Annotated in this window: 20 protein-coding genes and 1 pseudogene; 5 read left to right on the forward strand and 16 right to left on the reverse strand. The window is 40.2% G+C overall.

Annotation, left to right across the window (positions count from 1 at the left end):
- Positions 1-166: 166 nt before the first annotated feature.
- From QM454_RS01455 to QM454_RS01495, 9 genes and pseudogenes are all read right to left on the reverse strand, one after another.
- Positions 167-988 (reverse strand): protein-glutamine gamma-glutamyltransferase, encoded by an 822-nt coding sequence (locus QM454_RS01455; RefSeq protein ID WP_432360659.1) that lies wholly within the window; start codon positions 986-988, stop codon positions 167-169.
- 306 nt (positions 989-1,294) lie between these two features.
- Positions 1,295-1,507, reverse strand: a complete 213-nt coding sequence (locus tag QM454_RS01460; protein WP_432360661.1) for a hypothetical protein — start codon at positions 1,505-1,507, stop codon at positions 1,295-1,297.
- Positions 1,508-2,288: 781 nt separating this feature from the next.
- Entirely contained in the window at positions 2,289-2,705 is a 417-nt protein-coding gene (locus QM454_RS01465; RefSeq protein WP_432363825.1) for an NUDIX domain-containing protein, read from the reverse strand.
- A 29-nt stretch (positions 2,706-2,734) separates the two neighbouring features.
- Positions 2,735-3,278 (reverse strand): annotated as a pseudogene (locus QM454_RS01470) (histidine phosphatase family protein); the annotation flags it as partial.
- 159 nt (positions 3,279-3,437) lie between these two features.
- Positions 3,438-3,677, reverse strand: coding sequence for a hypothetical protein (locus QM454_RS01475; protein WP_432360664.1), 240 nt, complete (start codon positions 3,675-3,677; stop codon positions 3,438-3,440).
- A 12-nt stretch (positions 3,678-3,689) separates the two neighbouring features.
- Positions 3,690-4,127 (reverse strand): hypothetical protein, encoded by a 438-nt coding sequence (locus QM454_RS01480; protein ID WP_432360667.1) that lies wholly within the window; start codon positions 4,125-4,127, stop codon positions 3,690-3,692.
- Between the two features lie 150 nt (positions 4,128-4,277).
- A complete protein-coding gene (locus QM454_RS01485; RefSeq protein WP_432360670.1) occupies positions 4,278-4,850 on the reverse strand; it encodes a hypothetical protein in 573 nt (190 codons plus the stop codon).
- A 201-nt stretch (positions 4,851-5,051) separates the two neighbouring features.
- Positions 5,052-5,636 carry a hypothetical protein gene (locus tag QM454_RS01490; protein ID WP_432360673.1) on the reverse strand — a complete coding sequence of 195 codons (585 nt, stop codon included), beginning with the start codon at positions 5,634-5,636 and terminating at the stop codon, positions 5,052-5,054.
- 410 nt (positions 5,637-6,046) lie between these two features.
- The gene (locus tag QM454_RS01495; RefSeq protein WP_432360676.1) at positions 6,047-6,451 is read right to left on the reverse strand and encodes an NUDIX hydrolase; all 405 of its coding nucleotides are present in this window, start codon (positions 6,449-6,451) and stop codon (positions 6,047-6,049) included.
- A 527-nt stretch (positions 6,452-6,978) separates the two neighbouring features.
- Between QM454_RS01495 and QM454_RS01500 the strand changes: the two genes are divergently transcribed.
- Together QM454_RS01500 and QM454_RS01505 are read left to right on the forward strand one after the other, a co-directional pair.
- Positions 6,979-7,575, forward strand: a complete 597-nt coding sequence (locus QM454_RS01500) for an HTH-type transcriptional regulator Hpr (RefSeq protein WP_432360679.1) — start codon at positions 6,979-6,981, stop codon at positions 7,573-7,575.
- 59 nt (positions 7,576-7,634) lie between these two features.
- Complete coding sequence (locus QM454_RS01505; RefSeq protein ID WP_060210602.1) at positions 7,635-7,820, forward strand: hypothetical protein; 186 nt, start codon at positions 7,635-7,637, stop codon at positions 7,818-7,820.
- Between the two features lie 47 nt (positions 7,821-7,867).
- Here QM454_RS01505 and QM454_RS01510 read toward each other — a convergent pair whose 3' ends face one another.
- Positions 7,868-7,960 (reverse strand): YjcZ family sporulation protein, encoded by a 93-nt coding sequence (locus QM454_RS01510; RefSeq protein ID WP_432360682.1) that lies wholly within the window; start codon positions 7,958-7,960, stop codon positions 7,868-7,870.
- Between the two features lie 143 nt (positions 7,961-8,103).
- On the opposite strand from QM454_RS01510, the gene QM454_RS01515 reads away from it, so the two are divergent.
- Complete coding sequence (locus tag QM454_RS01515; protein WP_432360685.1) at positions 8,104-8,979, forward strand: peptidylprolyl isomerase; 876 nt, start codon at positions 8,104-8,106, stop codon at positions 8,977-8,979.
- Positions 8,980-9,034: 55 nt separating this feature from the next.
- Here QM454_RS01515 and yhaM read toward each other — a convergent pair whose 3' ends face one another.
- From yhaM to QM454_RS01540, 5 genes are all read right to left on the reverse strand, one after another.
- Positions 9,035-9,973 (reverse strand): 3'-5' exoribonuclease YhaM, encoded by a 939-nt coding sequence (gene yhaM, locus QM454_RS01520; protein ID WP_432360688.1) that lies wholly within the window; start codon positions 9,971-9,973, stop codon positions 9,035-9,037.
- On the reverse strand, positions 9,970-12,858 hold the full coding sequence (locus QM454_RS01525) for an AAA family ATPase (protein ID WP_432360691.1): 2,889 nt from the start codon (positions 12,856-12,858) through the stop codon (positions 9,970-9,972). The genes yhaM and QM454_RS01525 overlap by 4 nt, the downstream gene beginning before the upstream one ends.
- Complete coding sequence (locus QM454_RS01530; protein ID WP_432360694.1) at positions 12,855-14,084, reverse strand: metallophosphoesterase; 1,230 nt, start codon at positions 14,082-14,084, stop codon at positions 12,855-12,857. Before QM454_RS01530 ends, QM454_RS01525 begins: the two co-directional genes overlap by 4 nt.
- A gap of 146 nt (positions 14,085-14,230) precedes the next feature.
- Entirely contained in the window at positions 14,231-15,493 is a 1,263-nt protein-coding gene (locus QM454_RS01535) for an ABC transporter permease (RefSeq protein ID WP_432360696.1), read from the reverse strand.
- Positions 15,486-16,385, reverse strand: coding sequence for an ABC transporter ATP-binding protein (locus tag QM454_RS01540; protein ID WP_432360699.1), 900 nt, complete (start codon positions 16,383-16,385; stop codon positions 15,486-15,488). The genes QM454_RS01535 and QM454_RS01540 overlap by 8 nt, the downstream gene beginning before the upstream one ends.
- A gap of 147 nt (positions 16,386-16,532) precedes the next feature.
- Between QM454_RS01540 and QM454_RS01545 the strand changes: the two genes are divergently transcribed.
- Positions 16,533-16,727 (forward strand): YhzD family protein, encoded by a 195-nt coding sequence (locus tag QM454_RS01545; RefSeq protein ID WP_432360701.1) that lies wholly within the window; start codon positions 16,533-16,535, stop codon positions 16,725-16,727.
- Positions 16,728-16,801: 74 nt separating this feature from the next.
- Positions 16,802-17,248 (forward strand): methylglyoxal synthase, encoded by a 447-nt coding sequence (gene mgsA / locus QM454_RS01550; protein WP_432360704.1) that lies wholly within the window; start codon positions 16,802-16,804, stop codon positions 17,246-17,248.
- A 291-nt stretch (positions 17,249-17,539) separates the two neighbouring features.
- On the opposite strand, the gene QM454_RS01555 is transcribed toward mgsA, so the two are convergent.
- A complete protein-coding gene (locus QM454_RS01555) occupies positions 17,540-18,319 on the reverse strand; it encodes an enoyl-CoA hydratase (RefSeq protein ID WP_432360707.1) in 780 nt (259 codons plus the stop codon).
- Positions 18,320-18,386: the final 67 nt, after the last annotated feature.

Raw genomic sequence — 18,386 nt, forward strand, 5'->3', positions numbered from 1 at the left:
CTGTTACCTATTATACGAGTCAATATGTAAAGAGTTGCGGTTTTCAATATATTCATTTATGCATTTTTCTTATTGAACTAACCTGCTTCGTTAGTTGAACAAGAAAAAAGAGCTGTCAAAGCAGGGCTATCTTGATTCGACAACAGCCATATAAAACTAGATTATTTTAAGAGAATAAATATTGAAAAAACGAAATCGAACTTTCGTCACTGTGGTCAACTAACTGATATATAGGAATAGAATAAATCTGTTGCGCCCTTGTAATGTTCCACAAATGGGTAAATGACGGTCTTGCAACTTCTGTAGTCAAATAGGCTGATTGATTGCTCTCTGGTTTTCTCAATTTGTTCAGTGCACGAATCATTTGTTCAGCTGTGAGGATTCCGATTCCATGGCCAAAAAACGTACCATCTTCTAGAACAACGGCATTTTCTCCTCTCCACTGAGGAGTTGCGGGATCAAAATCCGGGTTATTAAAATAGACGACATCTCCAGGTAAGAAATCGTGAGTAGTATAGCGTCTTAATCCGAGATTGGGATCAGCATTCCAGCTGTATAAATAGATGTTTTGAAATAATTGATTGAATAAAGTTTCTCCTATAAGGTATAGGACCGCATGATAATAGATAATGATCATTGCTGTTGCACATTCAAATGCATATTGGGAACTGTTCAAGTATATATCTCGAATTGCGTCTGATGGTTTTACACCGTGCCGCAGTAAGAATCCCCCAGCACTCGTCAATTGCCAGTATTGAGGATTACAACGGGAAGCTTTAAATACTGCAAACTGTACATTACTTTCATTCATAGCCTTTGCACTTTCTATAATGTTCTTTCGTAACGTAAGCTCAAACGATAATTCAGCTATGGATTGATACGAATGAACTGTTGGACTTTCATTCATCCTTCGAAGAATCGCACCTTGAATACTATTAGTTGGTCGCAGGTCACTTTGTTGAAAGGATCTCCCAGATATCTGAATCATTCTATACCTCTTTCCAAGTTTACATAGTAATCCATCTTATTCAACGACTGCGCTGATATGTATTCTCAAATCAAAAGGGAGTTAACTAGGCTGTTTAGGGGCATTTTGTGTTGGGCAGATTCATATCAAAAGCATTCAGACATAAGTAACAACCCATCCGTTCTTGTATATATTTAACTTCTACATATCTTATTGAAAACCTCCCCCGTTAGCTCAATAAGAAAAAGGCTTTACTCATTCTTGAAGTAAAGCACCCGTTAGTTTAGAAGAACAAGTCCGATTGTTGGGTAAAAAATTTCTATTGCATTACTGGATGGTATCCGATTTACCCCTGATCACACTGTAGGAAATATTAAGTTTATGCCAGACCCAAGCCTGAAAAATTTGTTCTAATTCTCTTTCCAATGCTTTTTCATCCATATTCTCATCAATTCCTAACTTTTCAAAACTAAATGTTTCAGTCGCCTCAGTACCTTCATACTCGGCACTACTGAATGAAAAAGTTACTGTGTTAACCATTGCACTATCCTCCAATTTTATAACGCCTTATTGAACTAATCTGCTTCTTTAGTTAAAGATGAAAAAGGCTTTACTCCTTTTTTAAGTAAAGCCCCCGTTAGCTTATGTACGTCTCTTCACAATATAATCGAACTGTGTATTCAATCTATTGTCCGTATTAGACACTCCTTTTTCCCTCTCTCAAACGTCTATCTCTCCTCTTTCTCTTTGATTCGTAAATGCCTGCGATTACTTCAACTATCGTAGTTATTAGCTCTGCAACCCACATACCACGACACCTCCAAACAGCCTCGTTAGTTCAATAAGAATTGAGCCCCCAGCAACTCAACGCTCTTCAAGTAAAGCACCCGTTAGTTTAAGTACAGTACCTAATCAAATCAATAACTTCAACAATCTTTTATTGAATTTTTTCGCTTTTTCTTTTGAAAAATAATAACACTAATAAAATTATGATACACCCCCACCAAATGTTTAATAATGACTCATTTAATGATCCTGGATTCTCTCCCTCCATTTTATAAGAGGAAAATAAGGTTAGAGTTATAAGGACGAATCCCAAAAACATCGTATGAAAAATCCAATACCACCAATTTGTTATCACACAATTCCTCCTTAGTAATTTAATTCCCCTTAACTATCCAGCCCTTTTAGTTGAAATAGAAAAAAGCGCTGTCTAATTAGCTCAACGATCTTTAAATAAAGTACCCGTTAGTTTAAGTGAAATGTTTCACAAAGCTTATATTTAGAGTTGTTTTAAACACGAACTAAACTATTAGATACTTTATAAAATAATCTTTCGTATCTTGGCTACTACTTTGTCTTTTTCAATAAATTTCAAGTCGCTAATTTCATTATCATTTGGACTAAGCGAGTTTATATCACCTAAAAATTCTACGAGAAACATCGTTGTTTCCTGTTTAGCGTATCCAATCTTTACTTCAATCTCACTTGGAAAATCAAACCGAATTTTTTCTTGAAATTCTTTTACAACCTTATACTCTATTGAACCCGTCTCTTCATGTAACTCACGCAATAGTCCATCGTATAAATCCTTATCATTTTCTTCTACTCCCCCTTTAATGAAGTCCCACTCCCCTTTAATAATCTGTTTACCTTCCAAGGTATTAATATTGGTTTTATGTACTATTAAAAATTTATTTCCTTGAAAAACAATTGCACCGACAGCTCTTCTTAGCATCTCTATCACTTCTCTTTCTGAATCTCCATCTACCGATGTGATAAATCGCCCTCTATTACAATGTTTCTTTCTTTACCATTTAACTCAACTATTGTTAGACTTGTATCTCGAATAAAAGGTGGTTCCCATAATTTTTCTAAAGTATAGTCTTTGAAAAATGCCAATAATGTTTTAATAACGATAGAATGAGTAACTATTAGAATATTTCCTTTACTATATTTCTCTTGTATAGAATTAATAGCTTTCAATACTCTATTTTTAAGTTCATCAAAACTTTCACCATCTAATGAATTATACAGATGTGGAGTATTCCAAAATGAGTAAAATTCCCTTGGATACTTATCCTCTATGGTAGAAAAAGTTTGCCCCTCCCATATTAATTTCTTTTAAATTATCGTCGAGAATGATAGGAGTATTTCTTTCTCCTTTAATCAAGTTAGCAGTTGATACAGTTCTTCTACTTGAGCTTGTATAGATTGCATCAAAGTTTATCTCTTTAAGCCTACTTCCTAAAGATACAGCGTTACTTATCCCATTCTCTGTTAGTTCCGAATCGCTCCAACCTTGCATTCTTTTTTGTGTATTTCATACAGTCTCACCATGTCTCGTTATATATAAAGTAAACAAATAATTCTCCCTCCCATAATCTTTTTCTGTTAAATATTTATATATACGTCATAATTCTTGTTCAATTAAACTGCTCCGTTAGTTTAAGCTTGAATGCATAAAACTTCATGATACTTTAACTGATGAACTAGAGTTTTTCACTAAACTTTTCACCTTGTGAATACTCCAAAGGGCTAAGGTTACCGTTATAGCTGAAATTATGTATTGCAGATAGGTCGCCATTTCTTGAGTACCTTGTGAGTAATGATTCGGTGTATACATTAGTGTTAAAATAAATCCTTGTAACACATCAGCTACCCCTATTGAAATCAGTACAACAATGAACATCCCAATAAATTTCTTCATTTTTTCTTCCTCCTATTCATTAAATTTACGCGGAAACTTGAGTTTTTCTATTAAATTGTAAGGAACGTCATTTTGAATAACACTCTTAATAAAATCATTATAAGGAGGACTAGTTCCATTCGCATTAATTTGAGTGTTATAAATTTTAACATTCTCGATGTCTAAATGTTTTTTTGAAATCGTCATATTTTCAATGAATTTTCTTGTATGCTTAATAATTCTCTCGTTGTCTAGACTTACTCCTTCTAATAAATGAATTAAGTTCAATTGTTCAAGCTCTTGAACAAGCTCGACGTCTGTGAAAATCGTCAAATATCCTAATAACTTAGTCTCTCTTCCATCCCAAAGTTCAGTAAAGTTTTCCTGGTTGTTAACCCCACCAATTAAGAAAAATTCAATGTTTTCATTTCTGAAAATTCTATTAAAGAAAAAAGACTCATACTCCCTCATAAATAACACTCCTTATAAATCTTGGGTAATTGCTTAGCAGATGATTAGTCCTAACGTCAACTCCATTTCTAACCTCATCAGTTAAAAAACTCCATTACTTTAACACGTGTTATTCAACTAACCTGCTCCGTTAGTGAAATTTTTTTATTATTATTCTTCGATTTTATGCCACTTAAAATCCTCGCTCTTAAGCACATTTGTATCTTTTGGATATCCGTAATAATAAAGCTTTTTACCGTCCTTATTAAATGCTGCTGGGTAGAGAAAGTCTATTTGCTTACTAAAAGGAAACAAGAAAGAAATACGTTCTCCTTTGTTTATTTCCTTTCTTTCCACATAAGGCTCGACACCAGCCTCTATATATGCGACTTCTTCATCGTATGAGATTACACTCAATAAGGTGGCTTCATCATTTCTAGTGGTAATGCTCATCCCTCCAACTGTTTGAATTTTATCAGTACTATACGGAATAACGGTTGATACGGTACTACGAAAAAGCACACCTGACTTTTCAGATAGTACAGTTTGATACCTCTCTTCTTCAGCGATATTAAATAAAAAAATAACGGATGAACCCGTTTCATATTGATCCATCAACTCTGCATTTTTTGGAAGAAAAGAATTACTTTTGGCAGCGCTTAACGCCGTAAACCTATATCCACTTATATAAAATATTAATGTGATTGCAATTAACAATGGTATTACAAAATCCCGTTTCTTCACTTATATCACCCCTTAAGATTCCATCTCCTCTTGTTCAACCAACCTGCCTCTTTAGTTCTATTATTTCTATAAAGAGGGACATTAATTCTTTAATGGATTAACGCCCCAAAAACCTATTTTACCTTTCAATTCGCTAATTCCCTAGACGTCTTAAAAGACATGGCACTACTTGACTAAAGCACCCGTTAGTCTTCAACTAGCTTAAAAAATAGATACAACATTACCTTCCGCATCAACTCCACGAAAAATAAAGTTTCCAACTTCCAAATAAGGAATTAAGATATAATGTGCCGCAACACCATCATTAACATCTAATTCTACAAATATAGTCGATTGTTCTTCTACTTCTTTTAATGATAATTTTTCACCTTCTAAATTCGCCTTTTCATTACTAACAATAACTTTCACAATGTCTTCATCAAGAACTTCTGCCGCAAAGAGTGTATCGTAGATTTCTCCCTCCCGATTAGTTGCCGACCAAGTTACATTCATCTTTTTATCTGATGTTTTAGCATCTATCCCACTTACTAAGATAGGACGGTAAAGAAAGTTATTCTCTATAAGTTTGATATATTTATTTTGACCTGTATCCCAAATAACAACCTTTTTGTTTTTAAAATCCTTTTCAAAGACTACAGTCCCATCTTCATTCGGAAATGAATCTCTAATTGCAGAACGCTCTGTCCAAAAATATCCTCCTAAGAAGGAAGGACCGAGTAAAATTATTGTCATTAGTAGTATTAAGATAATAAAATAGCGTTTTTTAATATAGACTCTTCCTTTCATTCTTTCTTCACCTCCACAACACACGTTAATCTTCACCTTTTAATCTAACCTGTTGCGTTAGTGGAACAAAATAAAAGAGCTGTCCAAGCAGCTCAACGATCTCAACTAAAGTACAAAAGTGCAAAAACAACGTAGTCTATTACAAGGATCAACGCTTTTCCTCCAGGAGAATGGATTCTTCGTTTACATTGTCCCATTTAATTGTTACCCTAATGCCCTCTTCCACATTGGATATAGTACATCTTGAACAACCTACCTCCACAGTACTACCATAGTAAATATCTGCAGTTATCTTTAATCCGTGATCAACTTCGAGTTCAAGATTCTTAAATTCGATTTCTTCCGGTGCTTCCTTAAGACTGAAGTTGCCCCCTTCCCTCTGCTGAATTTCACTGTCGAGACAGTAACAATTATTTTATTACTGGCAGGCTCACTTGCCTTACCCAATCCTGAATGAATGGCTCTTGATTCGGTAGCAAGTGTGGTAGGTTGTCTCGTGAAAAGAATCGATGTTCGTGACTTTCATCAGTGTTATGAATTAGCTTTCCTGAAAAACTACTAGAATGGAAAATAATTTGGACGCTGTATATTTTATCTCCATTTAAATACTCTGAAAACCCTTCTTCACCCGAATAAAGTCCAAACAATTGTAATTGTTCAGCTGTCAATCCTGTTTCCTCGAATGTTTCACGTACAGCAGTTTCAATAAAAGTTTCCCCAGGCTCCATGACTCCCCCTGGTATTCCCCATATATCCCGATCTTTTCTATGTTGAAGTAAAATTTGTGTATCTTTTTCATGTCTACAATTTGGCAATAGTAAATGTTCCTAAGGATGACCTTGCCAATTCTGTTTAGTAAATCGAATTATTGCATTCCTACTATTTAGTACGTTCTTAATAAGTAACAAGTTTCATTATTTAGTAATATGAGACATACAACGTTTAATTAATCCAGGTAAACCCTTAGTTGATTGGAGTGCAGGTGCTCGACTCCTGCGAACGCCGTTACGGAGAACGGCGTTTGCGAGCACAAGCGCAGCGTTGCGAGCAGGAAATTGCAGGATGCCTTAATTTCCGCAAAGAGCGCGGAAATACGGCAAATCGAACTCTTCGTGGTCCGATTGGCTGAAGCCGTGCCCGCGGAAAGCGTCCGCCTGAAACGGAAATCAACGATTACATTACATTTTTAATCACAAGAAAACCTATTGGAAAATCGCCCCATATACACATTTTCACATCGATTCAATTAAGAATAAATAGTATTTTTGCAATTCAACTATTTTATTTGAAATTTTCCTGCTATAATGAAAAAAGATTACTATTTGATGTTGGAGGGTATTTCATGACTGAGCAAAAGTTTTCTTACAAAGAAGCAATGATTTATAGCCAACGTGTCGCCCAGATGTCAAAAGCACTATGGAAAGCAGTCGAAAAGGATTGGCAACAATGGATAAAACCTTTTGACTTAAATATTAATGAGCATCATATTCTTTGGATTTCCTACCACCTGCAAGGCGCAACAATTTCAGACATCGCGAAATTTGGCGTCATGCACGTCTCAACCGCATTCAACTTTTCAAAAAAACTTGAAGAACGAGGATACTTAAAGTTTTTCAAGAAGGACGATGACCGTCGTAATACATATGTATCCGTCACCGAAGAAGGCGAAGAACTTCTTCTTGGCATGAATGAACACTATCATGATTCCAAGCATGAAATACTGGAAGGATCGCTTCCAATCAAAAGCATATACGGGAAGTTCCCTGAGTTTTTAGAAGTAATGTCTGTCATCCGCAATATTTACGGGGAAGATTTCATGGAAATCTTCGAACTAGGCTTCAATCGGATTGATCACACTTTTGACGATGATCTCGGTCACAAAAGGGAACCTTGGGAAATTGCTGAAATTGCTGAATTACAAACGGTCGAAGAAAAATAATGTCATTTTCCGGATGATTCTGCTATGATGAAATGGAGGTTTAAAGAGGAGGAATTGATTTGATCCTTATCGTCACTGTGATGTTTTCATTATTTTATTTATTCCAAATCAACAAGATGACGTTCGCGCTATGTCAATCGCGGGAAATCCCTGAAGAAAAGCAACCAAAAATATATCGCACTGTTAATATCCTTATTACGATTTTAATTCTTTCGTTCTACTTGGAAGTGCTACTGAATGTATAAAAGCTGAAAAGCCCAACCCCCTGTATTAGGGAGTTGGGCTTTTGCTTTTAGTACAAGTATGCAGCTCCGACGATGATCAACAAAATGAACAACACAACAATCAGAGCAAATCCAGAAGAGCCGTGGCTATATCCACTCATTGGAGCACCTCCCCTCTCTATGTATCCTATGCTTGCGATATTGGACGTTTTAGGCATTTAGGCAAGGAACCTTTTTTGTTTTATCATCGTTTATATGGTATAGTTTCAATTGTTGTATAGAAAAGTTAGGAGAGAAAATGCACATGAAAAAAACAGTCCTTGCTATAACAATGGCGGCTTCGGTACTAACGCTTGCAGCTTGTAACGATCAAAAAGCGGCTGACGATGAAATCCTTGCAACAACTAAAGTCGGAAATATTACAAAAGAAGAGCTATATGAAGAAATGAAAGATGCAATCGGTGTACAAGTAGTCGAGAATTTGCTTCTTCAACAAGCGTTGGAAACAGAATTTAAAGTTTCTGATAAGGAATGGAAAGATGAAGTTAAAGCACGAAAAGATATGTTCGGGGACAGTTTCGAACTGTATCTCCTACAAAACGGAATTTCTGAAAAATTCTACGAGAAAAATGTGAAATTCGAAATGCTTCAGACGAAGATGATCGAGTCGTTGAAAGTGTCTGAAGAAGATATTGCTAAAGGCGTAGAACGTGCAAAAACTGAACTTCACGCGCGCCATATCCTTGTGAAAGACGAAAAAACTGCGCAAGAGGTATTGACGAAACTGAACGAAGGTGGAGATTTCGTTGAATTGGCGAAAGAATACTCTACTGAGCCTGTTGCACAACAAACAGGGGGCGACCTCGGTTGGTTTGGCACTGGAAAAATGGTACAAGAGTTTGAAGATGCAGCGTACGCTCTTAAAAAAGGCGAGCTTAGCGAGCCTGTAAAGACAAGCTTCGGATCCCATATTATTGAATTGCTCGATACTCGCAATGCGGAAACCGATAAATCGGATGAGGAAATTGCAGATGCGGTTGAAGACGGTTTAAAACGAGTTCAGTTTGAAGAGAAACTCCAACAGCTCATTAAAGATGCTGACGTCGACATTAAAGTCGATGAGTTCAAAACAGCTTTGGACGTTTACTTACCAGCAACAGAAGATAAAGAAAAGAAATAACATAAAAAGGGCTGCCTGCAAATCGATCTTTCATCGACTTGCGGCAGCCCTTTACTCATTCAATATTCGGCTTGTAAAACGATCGGTTATCGAGAGGGAAAATTCTTTCCGTAAATTCTCCATTCGCCGTTTTGGACATCGCCCGATCGAGCATATTCATTTTCGCATCAATATTATCGATATAATGAAGGATTTCCGCTTCCATCAGCATCGGACGTTTCGGGCTTCCCCACTCCTCTTTACCGTGGTGGGATAACACCATATGTTGAAGAAGCATTACTTCTTCTCCTTCAATTTCAAGTTCATCTGCTGCTTTCGATATTTCATTCACCATAATTGTAATATGGCCGAGCAAGTTCCCTTCCACCGTATATTGTGTGCCGATAGGTCCGGATAGCTCAATTACTTTTCCGACGTCATGCAAAATGATACCCGCATAGAGCAAGTCTTTGTTTAAAGACGGATATAATTCGGCAATCGCTTTACCGAGCTTCAGCATGGATACGACATGATCGAGCAACCCTGACACATAATCGTGGTGATTCCTCGTCGCAGCCGGGTAAACGAGAAAATCAGCTTGGTGTTTTTTCAGAAGATGCCGCGTAATCCGCTGAATATGTGGGTTTTTCATTTCAAAGAAATACTGCAGTAGTTCTTCAAAAAGAACTTCCTTACTCTTTGCTGCAGACGGAACGAGGTCTGAAATTGTCACACCTTCATCTTCCTTCGCCGGACGAATGCTTTTAATGCGTAGCTGGTTTTTTCCTCTGTACTCATGGACTTCTCCGCCGACTTTGACAATTGTCGCAGCCGTATAGAGCTGCTCTTGCTCTTCACCTGTATCCCAAAGCTTCGCTTCCATATCACCGCTCTTATCTTGCAAAATGAGTGTCATGAAAGGGCTTCCTTGCTGGGTAATGCCTTTCGTCGATTGTTTAATGAGTAGATAAAGATCAATCGGCTCCCCGACTTGGTGTTCCATTAATTTTCTCATCTTGTCATCGCCCCCTTGGCGCTTCCAATGTCGGAAACGTTAATAATCGTTGCATTTGTCCAGTATTCTACTATCTTATCATGACATGTGAAGTAGATGAACTGATGCTTCATGCTTAGCCGCTCCATTATTGCCATCATACGCGAAAATCTCGATTCATCAAAGTGAACAAAAGGATCATCTAACAATAGCGGAAAAGGAGCTGTTTTCTTTTTTGCAGCCGCAAGCGATAATCGCAATGCAATATACGCCTGTTCTTTTGTCGCCTGACTTAGCTCGATAATTGGATAATGTTGACCAGTTGGAGTAACTGCTTGGAATAAACCACTCTCCGATAATACGAGAGACGAATATGCACCATCCGTCAGTTCACTGAACAATGTTTCCGCTCTGTCCAGCACTTCCGGCAGCTTTTTCTCCTTTAATTCGTTCATCATTCCTTTTATCGCTTCAACAACTGCTTGGCGGATTGACCATTGTTTCGTAAGCTCAGCAAACTCAGCCTTCTTCATTTCAAACAATTGCTGTTTCCGTTGATAGGAATCATCTGTTAACAGCTTCTCCGTCTCAACTTCCAATGCGGTCTTTTCCTTCACAAGCGCACTCATCTTATCTTCCAGATTGGATAGTTCATTATCGGCTTTGTCGATTTCTATTCGAAGCTCGTCTTCAGTCCGTCCACTATCGTTCTCAACAGCGCCATGTACATATATCTGTGATTCAATATCTTTAATTTGCTGCGTCAATGTCAGCGTTTCTTGAAATTCACCATACGCTTTATAATACAGGTCTTCCGACTCCACTCCTGCTTCAGTGAATAGCTCTTGTTGTTGACTGCGCAAAGAAGCCGCATGCTCTTCCGCTTCTTGCTTCTGCATTTGAAATTCTTCCATCCGATGTGTCATCGATTTAAACGACTGCATCTTCTCTTTTAACGAGATGTATTCCGTTCGCAATTTATCATAGAGTGATGATTCTTGTACGTCGGTCGAAAGAAGCTGTTCGACTTCTACTGTCCTCAAATGGATTTTTTTCTGTACTGCTTCCAATTGTACAGTGATCTCTTCCAGTTCTCGTTCAATCTCTTGCAACGAGCGTACCATTCCAAAAAACTCATGAAGAATACCAGGATTCGGGATTTTCGTTAATCCGTATGCAAGAAAAAATCCGCTTAAGAAATCTTCAAGTTGTTCTTTCTCCTGCACGATTTCCCCATACTCTTCCTCTAACATCCCCATTTTTCGTTCAATCGTCTTAGATGCTTCCGCGAGCCGGCTTCTCTTCTGTCTATAGGCGTTTACTTTTTCAACGATAGTTTCCATCTTCGCTTCCTGACCGCCATAAGTTTTGACGTAACGGTCCATTTCAACGCCCTTTTGAGACGGTTGACTGCTTTGTTTGCCAAGTTTCATAACTGCAGCTATGACCGCAAGACACGCACCAAGTCCGACAACAATCCACGAGTCAATGAACAATCCTACTACGGATATAATAGCAGCCATACTAAGGAGGATAAACAGCAATTGCGAATTTCCATTATTTCGATTCGACCGTCGCATTTGAACATATGCGTTTGCTTCAGCTAATTTGCTCTGGATTCTCGGCCATTCATCTGCTTGTCTCTTCTCCTCTTCAGAAGGAGAATTATTTTGCAATAGAAGCTGTTCATTTCGAATATCGCGTAGTTCAATCTCCAATTCGGTAAGTTGCCGATCCATATACCCTAGCTGTTGATCAAATTTAGCTAACCCTTGCAGCTGTTCATATAAATGCTCTTCTTGGTGAATTGAAACGTCCGCCTGTAACATAGCTTCGGACGTATCTACCCCTAAACGATCCAACAGACGGTGCCGCTTCACAATCAGCTGTTCCCTATTTTCACGCATCGAACTACGTGTCGAGCGCCAATCATGCCATTCCGGCTCACGCGCAAGCAAACGTTCAATTTCCGAAAGTTGTTCCGGATGCGGATAACTTGGCATCTGCTTAGCCAACGTCATTAGTTCTGTTTCTAGACCCCGGCGCTTCGCTTCCATTTCAGTTAGTCTGCCGCTGATTATTTCATAACGGCGAATGCCGTCAGACGGAAAGGAAGTTGTCCGTACTTCGTCCAGTCTACTTACAAGTTTCCGTTTTCTTTCTTTCAATGGCAACAATTGCAGTTCCCGTTCAAGAGCCCGATGTTGCTCCCTTAATACTTCATGCGCTCGTGTCGCTTCTTGCCATTCCTTTTCAATTTGATAGATTCGGTCCATTTTCGGAGCAAATGCCGAAATCCGTTCCTGTTCGATTTTCAGTTCTTTTTCCATTTCCTTCAATTCCGTCGCTCTGACGTTCATTTCAGGGTTCCGTCCGGTTTTTTTAAATAAATCCCCTAATTCCTTCTCCATCTTTTTTTCAACACGTAATAATGTGTCGACGCCAGTTGTGCCTGACGATAGGAGCGTACGGCTCAATTCGGTCTCGTCCATCCGCTCGAAACCTTGCAATTGGAGAAGAGAAAAAGAGAAAATCGATTCAAACGAAGCACGGTCGTACTGCCTAACTAACGCTTTAACAGCTTCCTCCCCGCCTTGTGTACCATCTTCGAAATAGACGGTGACGTCCCCTGCTGATTTTCCTTGAACCCGTTCGATGATGCAGTTGCCATGGACTTCATCATGCAAATGAACTTGGCCGCCAAATTTCCCACCCGCTTTCGGTTCGTAGCGTAGCTGTGCGCTATTTTTTTGCGGAAAGCCGAAAAGCGTTTGCACGATAAATTGTTGGATCGTCGTCTTTCCTGCTTCATTGTGGCCGTAGATTATATTTATGCCGTCACTAAAGTCAATCGTCTTGTTTTCATGCTTCCCGAAGCCATATATAACTAGTTTTCGTATTTTCACCGATTCACCCCCATCACTGTTGGCAACTCATTCAACAGGAGCTTTTCAACTTCACTTCGTAAATCCCGGATGTCCTCATCGGTTAACGGATCAAGGTACCGGGCAGTCCGTATATGTTGATACACATCTCCTAGCACTTGTTTCCATTCGTCAGACGACCAGCCGTCGACTTGACCAATTACTGATTCTACAAGCGCATTATTCTCTTTATAATCATGAGTAGCTGTAACGGTTAAGCGTTGCACCCATACAAACGGGTCATTTCCATCCATCACTTCGCGGATGGCTTCAAGCCAAACGTCTTCAGCTGTTTGTGCAAAAAATGCGGCCGTTTCATCGTCGAGATGAACGATTTCAACATCAACGACAGATGGCCCATGCTCTGTTGCGAATGAAAGAAGCGCTTCTTCGCAAGCAGCAAGCCATTCATTCGCATGCCGAATATTGACAGATGGGATTTGAATTTTCCCGAAATGAACGGCAGCTGTCGGTACAAATGAAAAATTTGTCTCCGATTTACTAAGCTCCACTTCGTAAAATCCTTTTTCGCCTAATTCATTCCGGTGACGTCCTTGAATATTTCCCGGATAAACGATCGGCGGATCTTCCGACAAATGCTGACGTACATGGATATGGCCTAGCGCCCAATAATCGTACTGCTTCGACTGCAACTCTCCAATCGTAAAAGGTGAGTACACCGCGTGCGTATCATTTCCTGCGATGCTACCGTGCAACAGCCCGATATGGAAGGACTGATTGTCTGAAGCGGCGGGGTATTTGCTAATCATTTCTTCCCGGACATGCCTGTTCGGGTAACTAAAGCCGTGGAAAACGACGTCCATCCCTCTAACCGTTAACAAAACCTCTTCCACTTCTCCTGAAAATTCATAGACATTTGGTGGCAGCTCGAAACGAGTCCAGTTTCCACTTAAATGATCATGGTTCCCGTACGTGACATAGACAGGAATCCCCGCTTCGTGCAGCTTTTCCATTCCTTCTTGGAATTTTCGCTGTGCACGCAAGCTTCGATCTTCACCGTCATATATATCCCCGACAATTAGTAAGAAGTCCGGTGACGTTTTCACTGCATAGTCAATTAATCGATTGAATGCGGTAAACGTGCTTTCCCGCAATTCATGTAAACGTGCTGGTGGTAGGCCCGTCATCCCTTTGAACGGGCTATCGAGATGCAAATCTGCCGTATGTATAAACCGAATCGTAGACAACAAGCATCTTCCCCTCTGTCGAATATTTGTTCTAATTTTACCATATGTGAAAGGGTATTAGAAATAACTAACAGCGTATTTTAACGAGAGCTAGATATGGAAAAAGCCGCTGTCCGTCGAGCTATCCGACGAAAAACGGCTTTCCTTTATTCTTTTCCTAATTGAATCGCTTTTTTAATGTCTTTTAACGATCGAGAAGGTCCGTACATAAGAACTCCGCCACGGTACACACGCGCACCAAACCAGCCGAGTATAATAATTGTTAACAGCATAATCCCAATTCCTAGTAACGGTTCCCACATCGGCAAATCGAGCATACCTACCCGTAAAAACATGACGAGCGGTGTAAAGAATGGGAAGTATGAGGCATATGTCACATAACCGAGCTCAGGATTGCCTAATCCACTCGCCGAGATGATGAATGCCGCCACAATAAGCATCGACATCGGCATGATCATTTGCTGAACGTCTTCTGTCCTACTCACTAACGAACCTAGTAATGCAGCAAGTGTCGCATAGAGGAAATAGCCGAGGATGAAAAACACCGCCGCATAAACCAATGTGCTGACGCTAACATCCTTCATACTGAAGAAATCAGAAACCCCACCAGGCACTTCCGTTGCAGATGTTTTCATAGCGATATAGCCTGTAACTCCGTAAATGACAATTTGTAGAATCCCTAAAAATCCGATTCCGAGCACTTTCGCAAACATATGCTTCACAGGCGACACGCTCGAAATGAGAATTTCCATGACGCGCGAAGATTTTTCATTCGCAACATCCATTGCAATCATGCTCGAATACAAAATGACTGCAAAATAGATAACAAACATGAGGACATAGACGAGAATTCTCGCCTGGTGTAGCTCTTCTTCCGACTTCGCAGAAGGAGAAACGTTTTTCTGCTCAAACAGGATTGGTGTAAATAATGTTTGCACTTCGGCACCCGTTAGCGAAAGCTCCTCCGCTTTCATTGACGTCTGAATCGTTTGCAATGCGTCCTGGATACGCATCGGCATTGAAAAATCCATCATGCTCATCGTCGTATACTTTGCACGGATTGTTCCTTGTTCATCGACAGACAAGCTAAGGAATGAATCGATTTCTCCAGACGATACTTTATCGGTAAGAACGTTATCGGATTCGTCGGCCCCTTCGATAATGATGTCAGATTCCCCGTATGCCAATTGCTCCTGCAACTTATCAACGAGCATTCCGCTCGTATCAACAACTTGGAGTACGTTCTGTGAACTTCCAGCCCCGGTCACGTCTTGAACCGTATCAATGATCTTCGAGATGTTCGCGATAAGGAAGATGGCAGCAATCATAATGACCGTTGTAATCGTGAAAGACTTTGACTTGGCCTTTTCAATAAATGCTTGTTTAAAAATAATCCAAAACTCACGCATATTCTTTCCCTACCTTTGCGATAAAAATGTCTTGCAAGGAAGGCTCTTCAATTTCAAAATGACGGACCGGCCCCGCCTGCAATGCAGTTGTTAGTAAATTGTTCGCGACGTCGTCCTCCTCGATTTGGAAGACAGCCCCTTCGACGGAATGAGCGACGGAAATGACGCCTGGTAAATTATCGAGCCTCGATAAATCATAATCGGAACGAATCCGCACATTTTGCCTGCCGAACGATCGCTTCACATCTCTCAGTGAGCCACTTACAATTTGCTTGCCATGATGGATAATGCTCAATTTCTCACATAATTCCTCTACATGATCCATCCTATGGCTGGAAAATAGAATCGTTGCTCCGTTATTCCTGAAATCAATAATTGCCTTCTTCAACATTTCTACATTCACCGGATCGAGGCCGGAAAACGGTTCATCGAGGATGAGTAGTTTCGGATCATGCATGAGAGCCGCAATCACTTGGATCTTTTGCTGATTTCCTTTCGACAGCTCCTCCACTTTTTTGTTCTTGTTTTGCGACACTTCAAACCGTTCCAGCCAATAATGAATGGCCTTCTTTGCATCCGCCTTTTTCATACCTCGCAGCTCACCGAGGAAAACGAGCTGATCTTCCACTTTCATCTTCGGATAAAGTCCACGTTCTTCCGGCAAATAGCCGATTTCAGGACTCGTTGCGTAGGAAATTGTTTTACCATTCCATGTGATATGTCCTTCATTCGCGTTCAGCAATCCTAAAATCATCCGGAACGTCGTCGTCTTACCCGCCCCGTTCGCACCGAGAAATCCGTACATGGAGCCTTTCTCCACATTTAAATTCAACTGATCGACAGCGGTGAAATTCCCGAACCGCTTCGTTACGTTTTCAAGTTGTAATGCCATTTTATGTCTCCCTTCCCTATTCAGCCTACAATCTATTACGTGTAGCATTGGAAAAAGTTTCACATACGTTTCAAATCTATCTTTTTAAAATGAATAGATATTCATTTTCTGATCATTCATAGTATAATGGAGAAAAGATACGGAAGGATGAGCTACTTGAGAACGTATAAATTGACGGCATATGATAAAACAGGAAAATTAATTACAGAAGAAACATTTACAGCGGAGACAGATGAACTAGCAAAAGAACAAGGACATGCATTACTTGAAGAAAAAAATCTTCTTGAACAAACGCATCGCCTTGCCTCACCTGCAGGCAAATTATTGCTTTTTCATGTTTGATTCATACCGACCTCTACCTTTAATGTTTGGCTACAATCACGTTCCTGTGATATGTTAAACATGTAAGCCATTGTATGGAGGTGCTTCTTTTGAACATTGCACTTATTGCCCACGATCAGAAAAAAGATGAAATGGTAAATTTCACGATTGCGTACAAACATGTATTTTCAAAATATGAGTTATATGCAACAGGTACAACCGGAACACGCATTATGAAAGAGACAGGGCTTCACGTTAACCGGATGATGTCAGGTCCGCTTGGCGGAGACCAGCAAATCGGTGCGATGGTCGCTACAGGGAAGTTGGACTTGATCCTCTTCTTCCGTGATCCATTGACCGCACAACCACATGAACCCGACGTCAGCGCGTTATTACGACTTTGTGATGTGTACGGAATTCCGCTCGCGACGAACATCGCGACTGCTGAATTGTTAATTTCAGCAGTAGAGAGAGGATATTTCTCATGGCGGGACACCGCAGCTAAATACAAATCAAAAGGACCTAATCCAGAAGAGGATTAAGTCCTTTTCTTTTTGAGGTAACGTTCCATGGAATGAGAACTCTTTGTGCGGGAACGAGAACTCTTTAACGATTAATGAGAACTCTTTGCGCGGGAACGAGAACTCTTCGACGATTAATGAGAACTCTTTGCGCGGGAACGAGAACTCTTTAACGATTAATGAGAACTCTATGCATCGGAACGAGAACTCTTCCGAGACTAATGAGAACTCTATGCGAAGGAACGAGAACTCTTCCACGATTTATGAGAACTCCTCCCGTGATAACGAGAACTCCTTCGCGCTAGGCTACTTTTATTTCCCTATAAACTCCGGCTTACGTTTTTCAACAAACGCTTTAATGCCTTCCAGATGGTCTTCCGTCTGCCTCATCGCGACTTGCATTTCGCTTTCCATGCGCAACACATTTTCTAACTCGGCAATTTTCTGTTCATGTAAAATCTTCTTGGAAGCGAGCATCGCAGCAATCGGAGCCGCTAAAAACTTCTGAGCTAGCACATCTGCCGCTTGGCTAACCGCGCCATCCGGAACGACTTCGTCAACGAGCCCCTTCTCCTTAGCAACTTCAGCATTCATTACTTCTCCCGACCAGATGAGCTGTTTTGCTTGCGGCACTCCGATCCGTTCTTTCAAAAAGAAATGTCCCGCTCCGTCAGGTACAAGCCCAACCCCGATGAAATTCATCGCAAGTTTACTATTCTGTTCAGCGATGATAACATCACAGCCGAGCGCCACACTGAAACCGAGTCCTGCGGCAGCTCCGTGGATTGCAGCAATTGTAATTTGTGGCAGCTCGTACAACGCTTTTGCTAAGCGCGACACATCAACCATCACGTTTCCGATATCCATCGGTGAATCCGGGTCGATCATTTTCTTTATATCCCCACCTGCGGAAAATGCATTTCCTGCCCCTTGAATAATGAGCACTTGGACATCATCATTCGATTGCAATGCTTCAAAAGCATCGGCTAATTCCTTCATCATTACATCGTCCATCGCATTCATGGATGACGGCCTATTTAACGTCAACCGGGCAAGCCGACCTTCCGTTGTTAGTTCAATTGTAGTGTACATAATCATTCCACCCCTTCAGTAATGAATAGCCATTCATTATTACTTATTCGGTGAGGAAGCCGGAAAC

The organism is Sporosarcina sp. UB5 (assembly GCF_050859005.1).
Lineage (GTDB): Bacteria > Bacillota > Bacilli > Bacillales_A > Planococcaceae > Sporosarcina.

Bases quoted from the DNA above. Each gene is read 5' to 3' on its own strand.
- QM454_RS01455 (WP_432360659.1), bottom strand. From the start codon at position 988: ATGATTCAGATATCTGGGAGATCCTTTCAACAAAGTGACCTGCGACCA.
- QM454_RS01460 (WP_432360661.1), bottom strand. From the start codon at position 1,507: ATGGTTAACACAGTAACTTTTTCATTCAGTAGTGCCGAGTATGAAGGT.
- QM454_RS01465 (WP_432363825.1), bottom strand. From the start codon at position 2,705: ATGCTAAGAAGAGCTGTCGGTGCAATTGTTTTTCAAGGAAATAAATTT.
- QM454_RS01475 (WP_432360664.1), bottom strand. From the start codon at position 3,677: ATGAAGAAATTTATTGGGATGTTCATTGTTGTACTGATTTCAATAGGG.
- QM454_RS01480 (WP_432360667.1), bottom strand. From the start codon at position 4,127: ATGAGGGAGTATGAGTCTTTTTTCTTTAATAGAATTTTCAGAAATGAA.
- QM454_RS01490 (WP_432360673.1), bottom strand. From the start codon at position 5,636: ATGAAAGGAAGAGTCTATATTAAAAAACGCTATTTTATTATCTTAATA.
- QM454_RS01500 (WP_432360679.1), top strand. From the start codon at position 6,979: ATGACTGAGCAAAAGTTTTCTTACAAAGAAGCAATGATTTATAGCCAA.
- QM454_RS01510 (WP_432360682.1), bottom strand. From the start codon at position 7,960: ATGAGTGGATATAGCCACGGCTCTTCTGGATTTGCTCTGATTGTTGTG.
- QM454_RS01515 (WP_432360685.1), top strand. From the start codon at position 8,104: ATGAAAAAAACAGTCCTTGCTATAACAATGGCGGCTTCGGTACTAACG.
- yhaM (WP_432360688.1), bottom strand. From the start codon at position 9,973: ATGAGAAAATTAATGGAACACCAAGTCGGGGAGCCGATTGATCTTTAT.
- QM454_RS01535 (WP_432360696.1), bottom strand. From the start codon at position 15,493: ATGCGTGAGTTTTGGATTATTTTTAAACAAGCATTTATTGAAAAGGCC.
- QM454_RS01540 (WP_432360699.1), bottom strand. From the start codon at position 16,385: ATGGCATTACAACTTGAAAACGTAACGAAGCGGTTCGGGAATTTCACC.
- QM454_RS01545 (WP_432360701.1), top strand. From the start codon at position 16,533: ATGAGCTACTTGAGAACGTATAAATTGACGGCATATGATAAAACAGGA.
- mgsA (WP_432360704.1), top strand. From the start codon at position 16,802: ATGGAGGTGCTTCTTTTGAACATTGCACTTATTGCCCACGATCAGAAA.
- QM454_RS01555 (WP_432360707.1), bottom strand. From the start codon at position 18,319: ATGTACACTACAATTGAACTAACAACGGAAGGTCGGCTTGCCCGGTTG.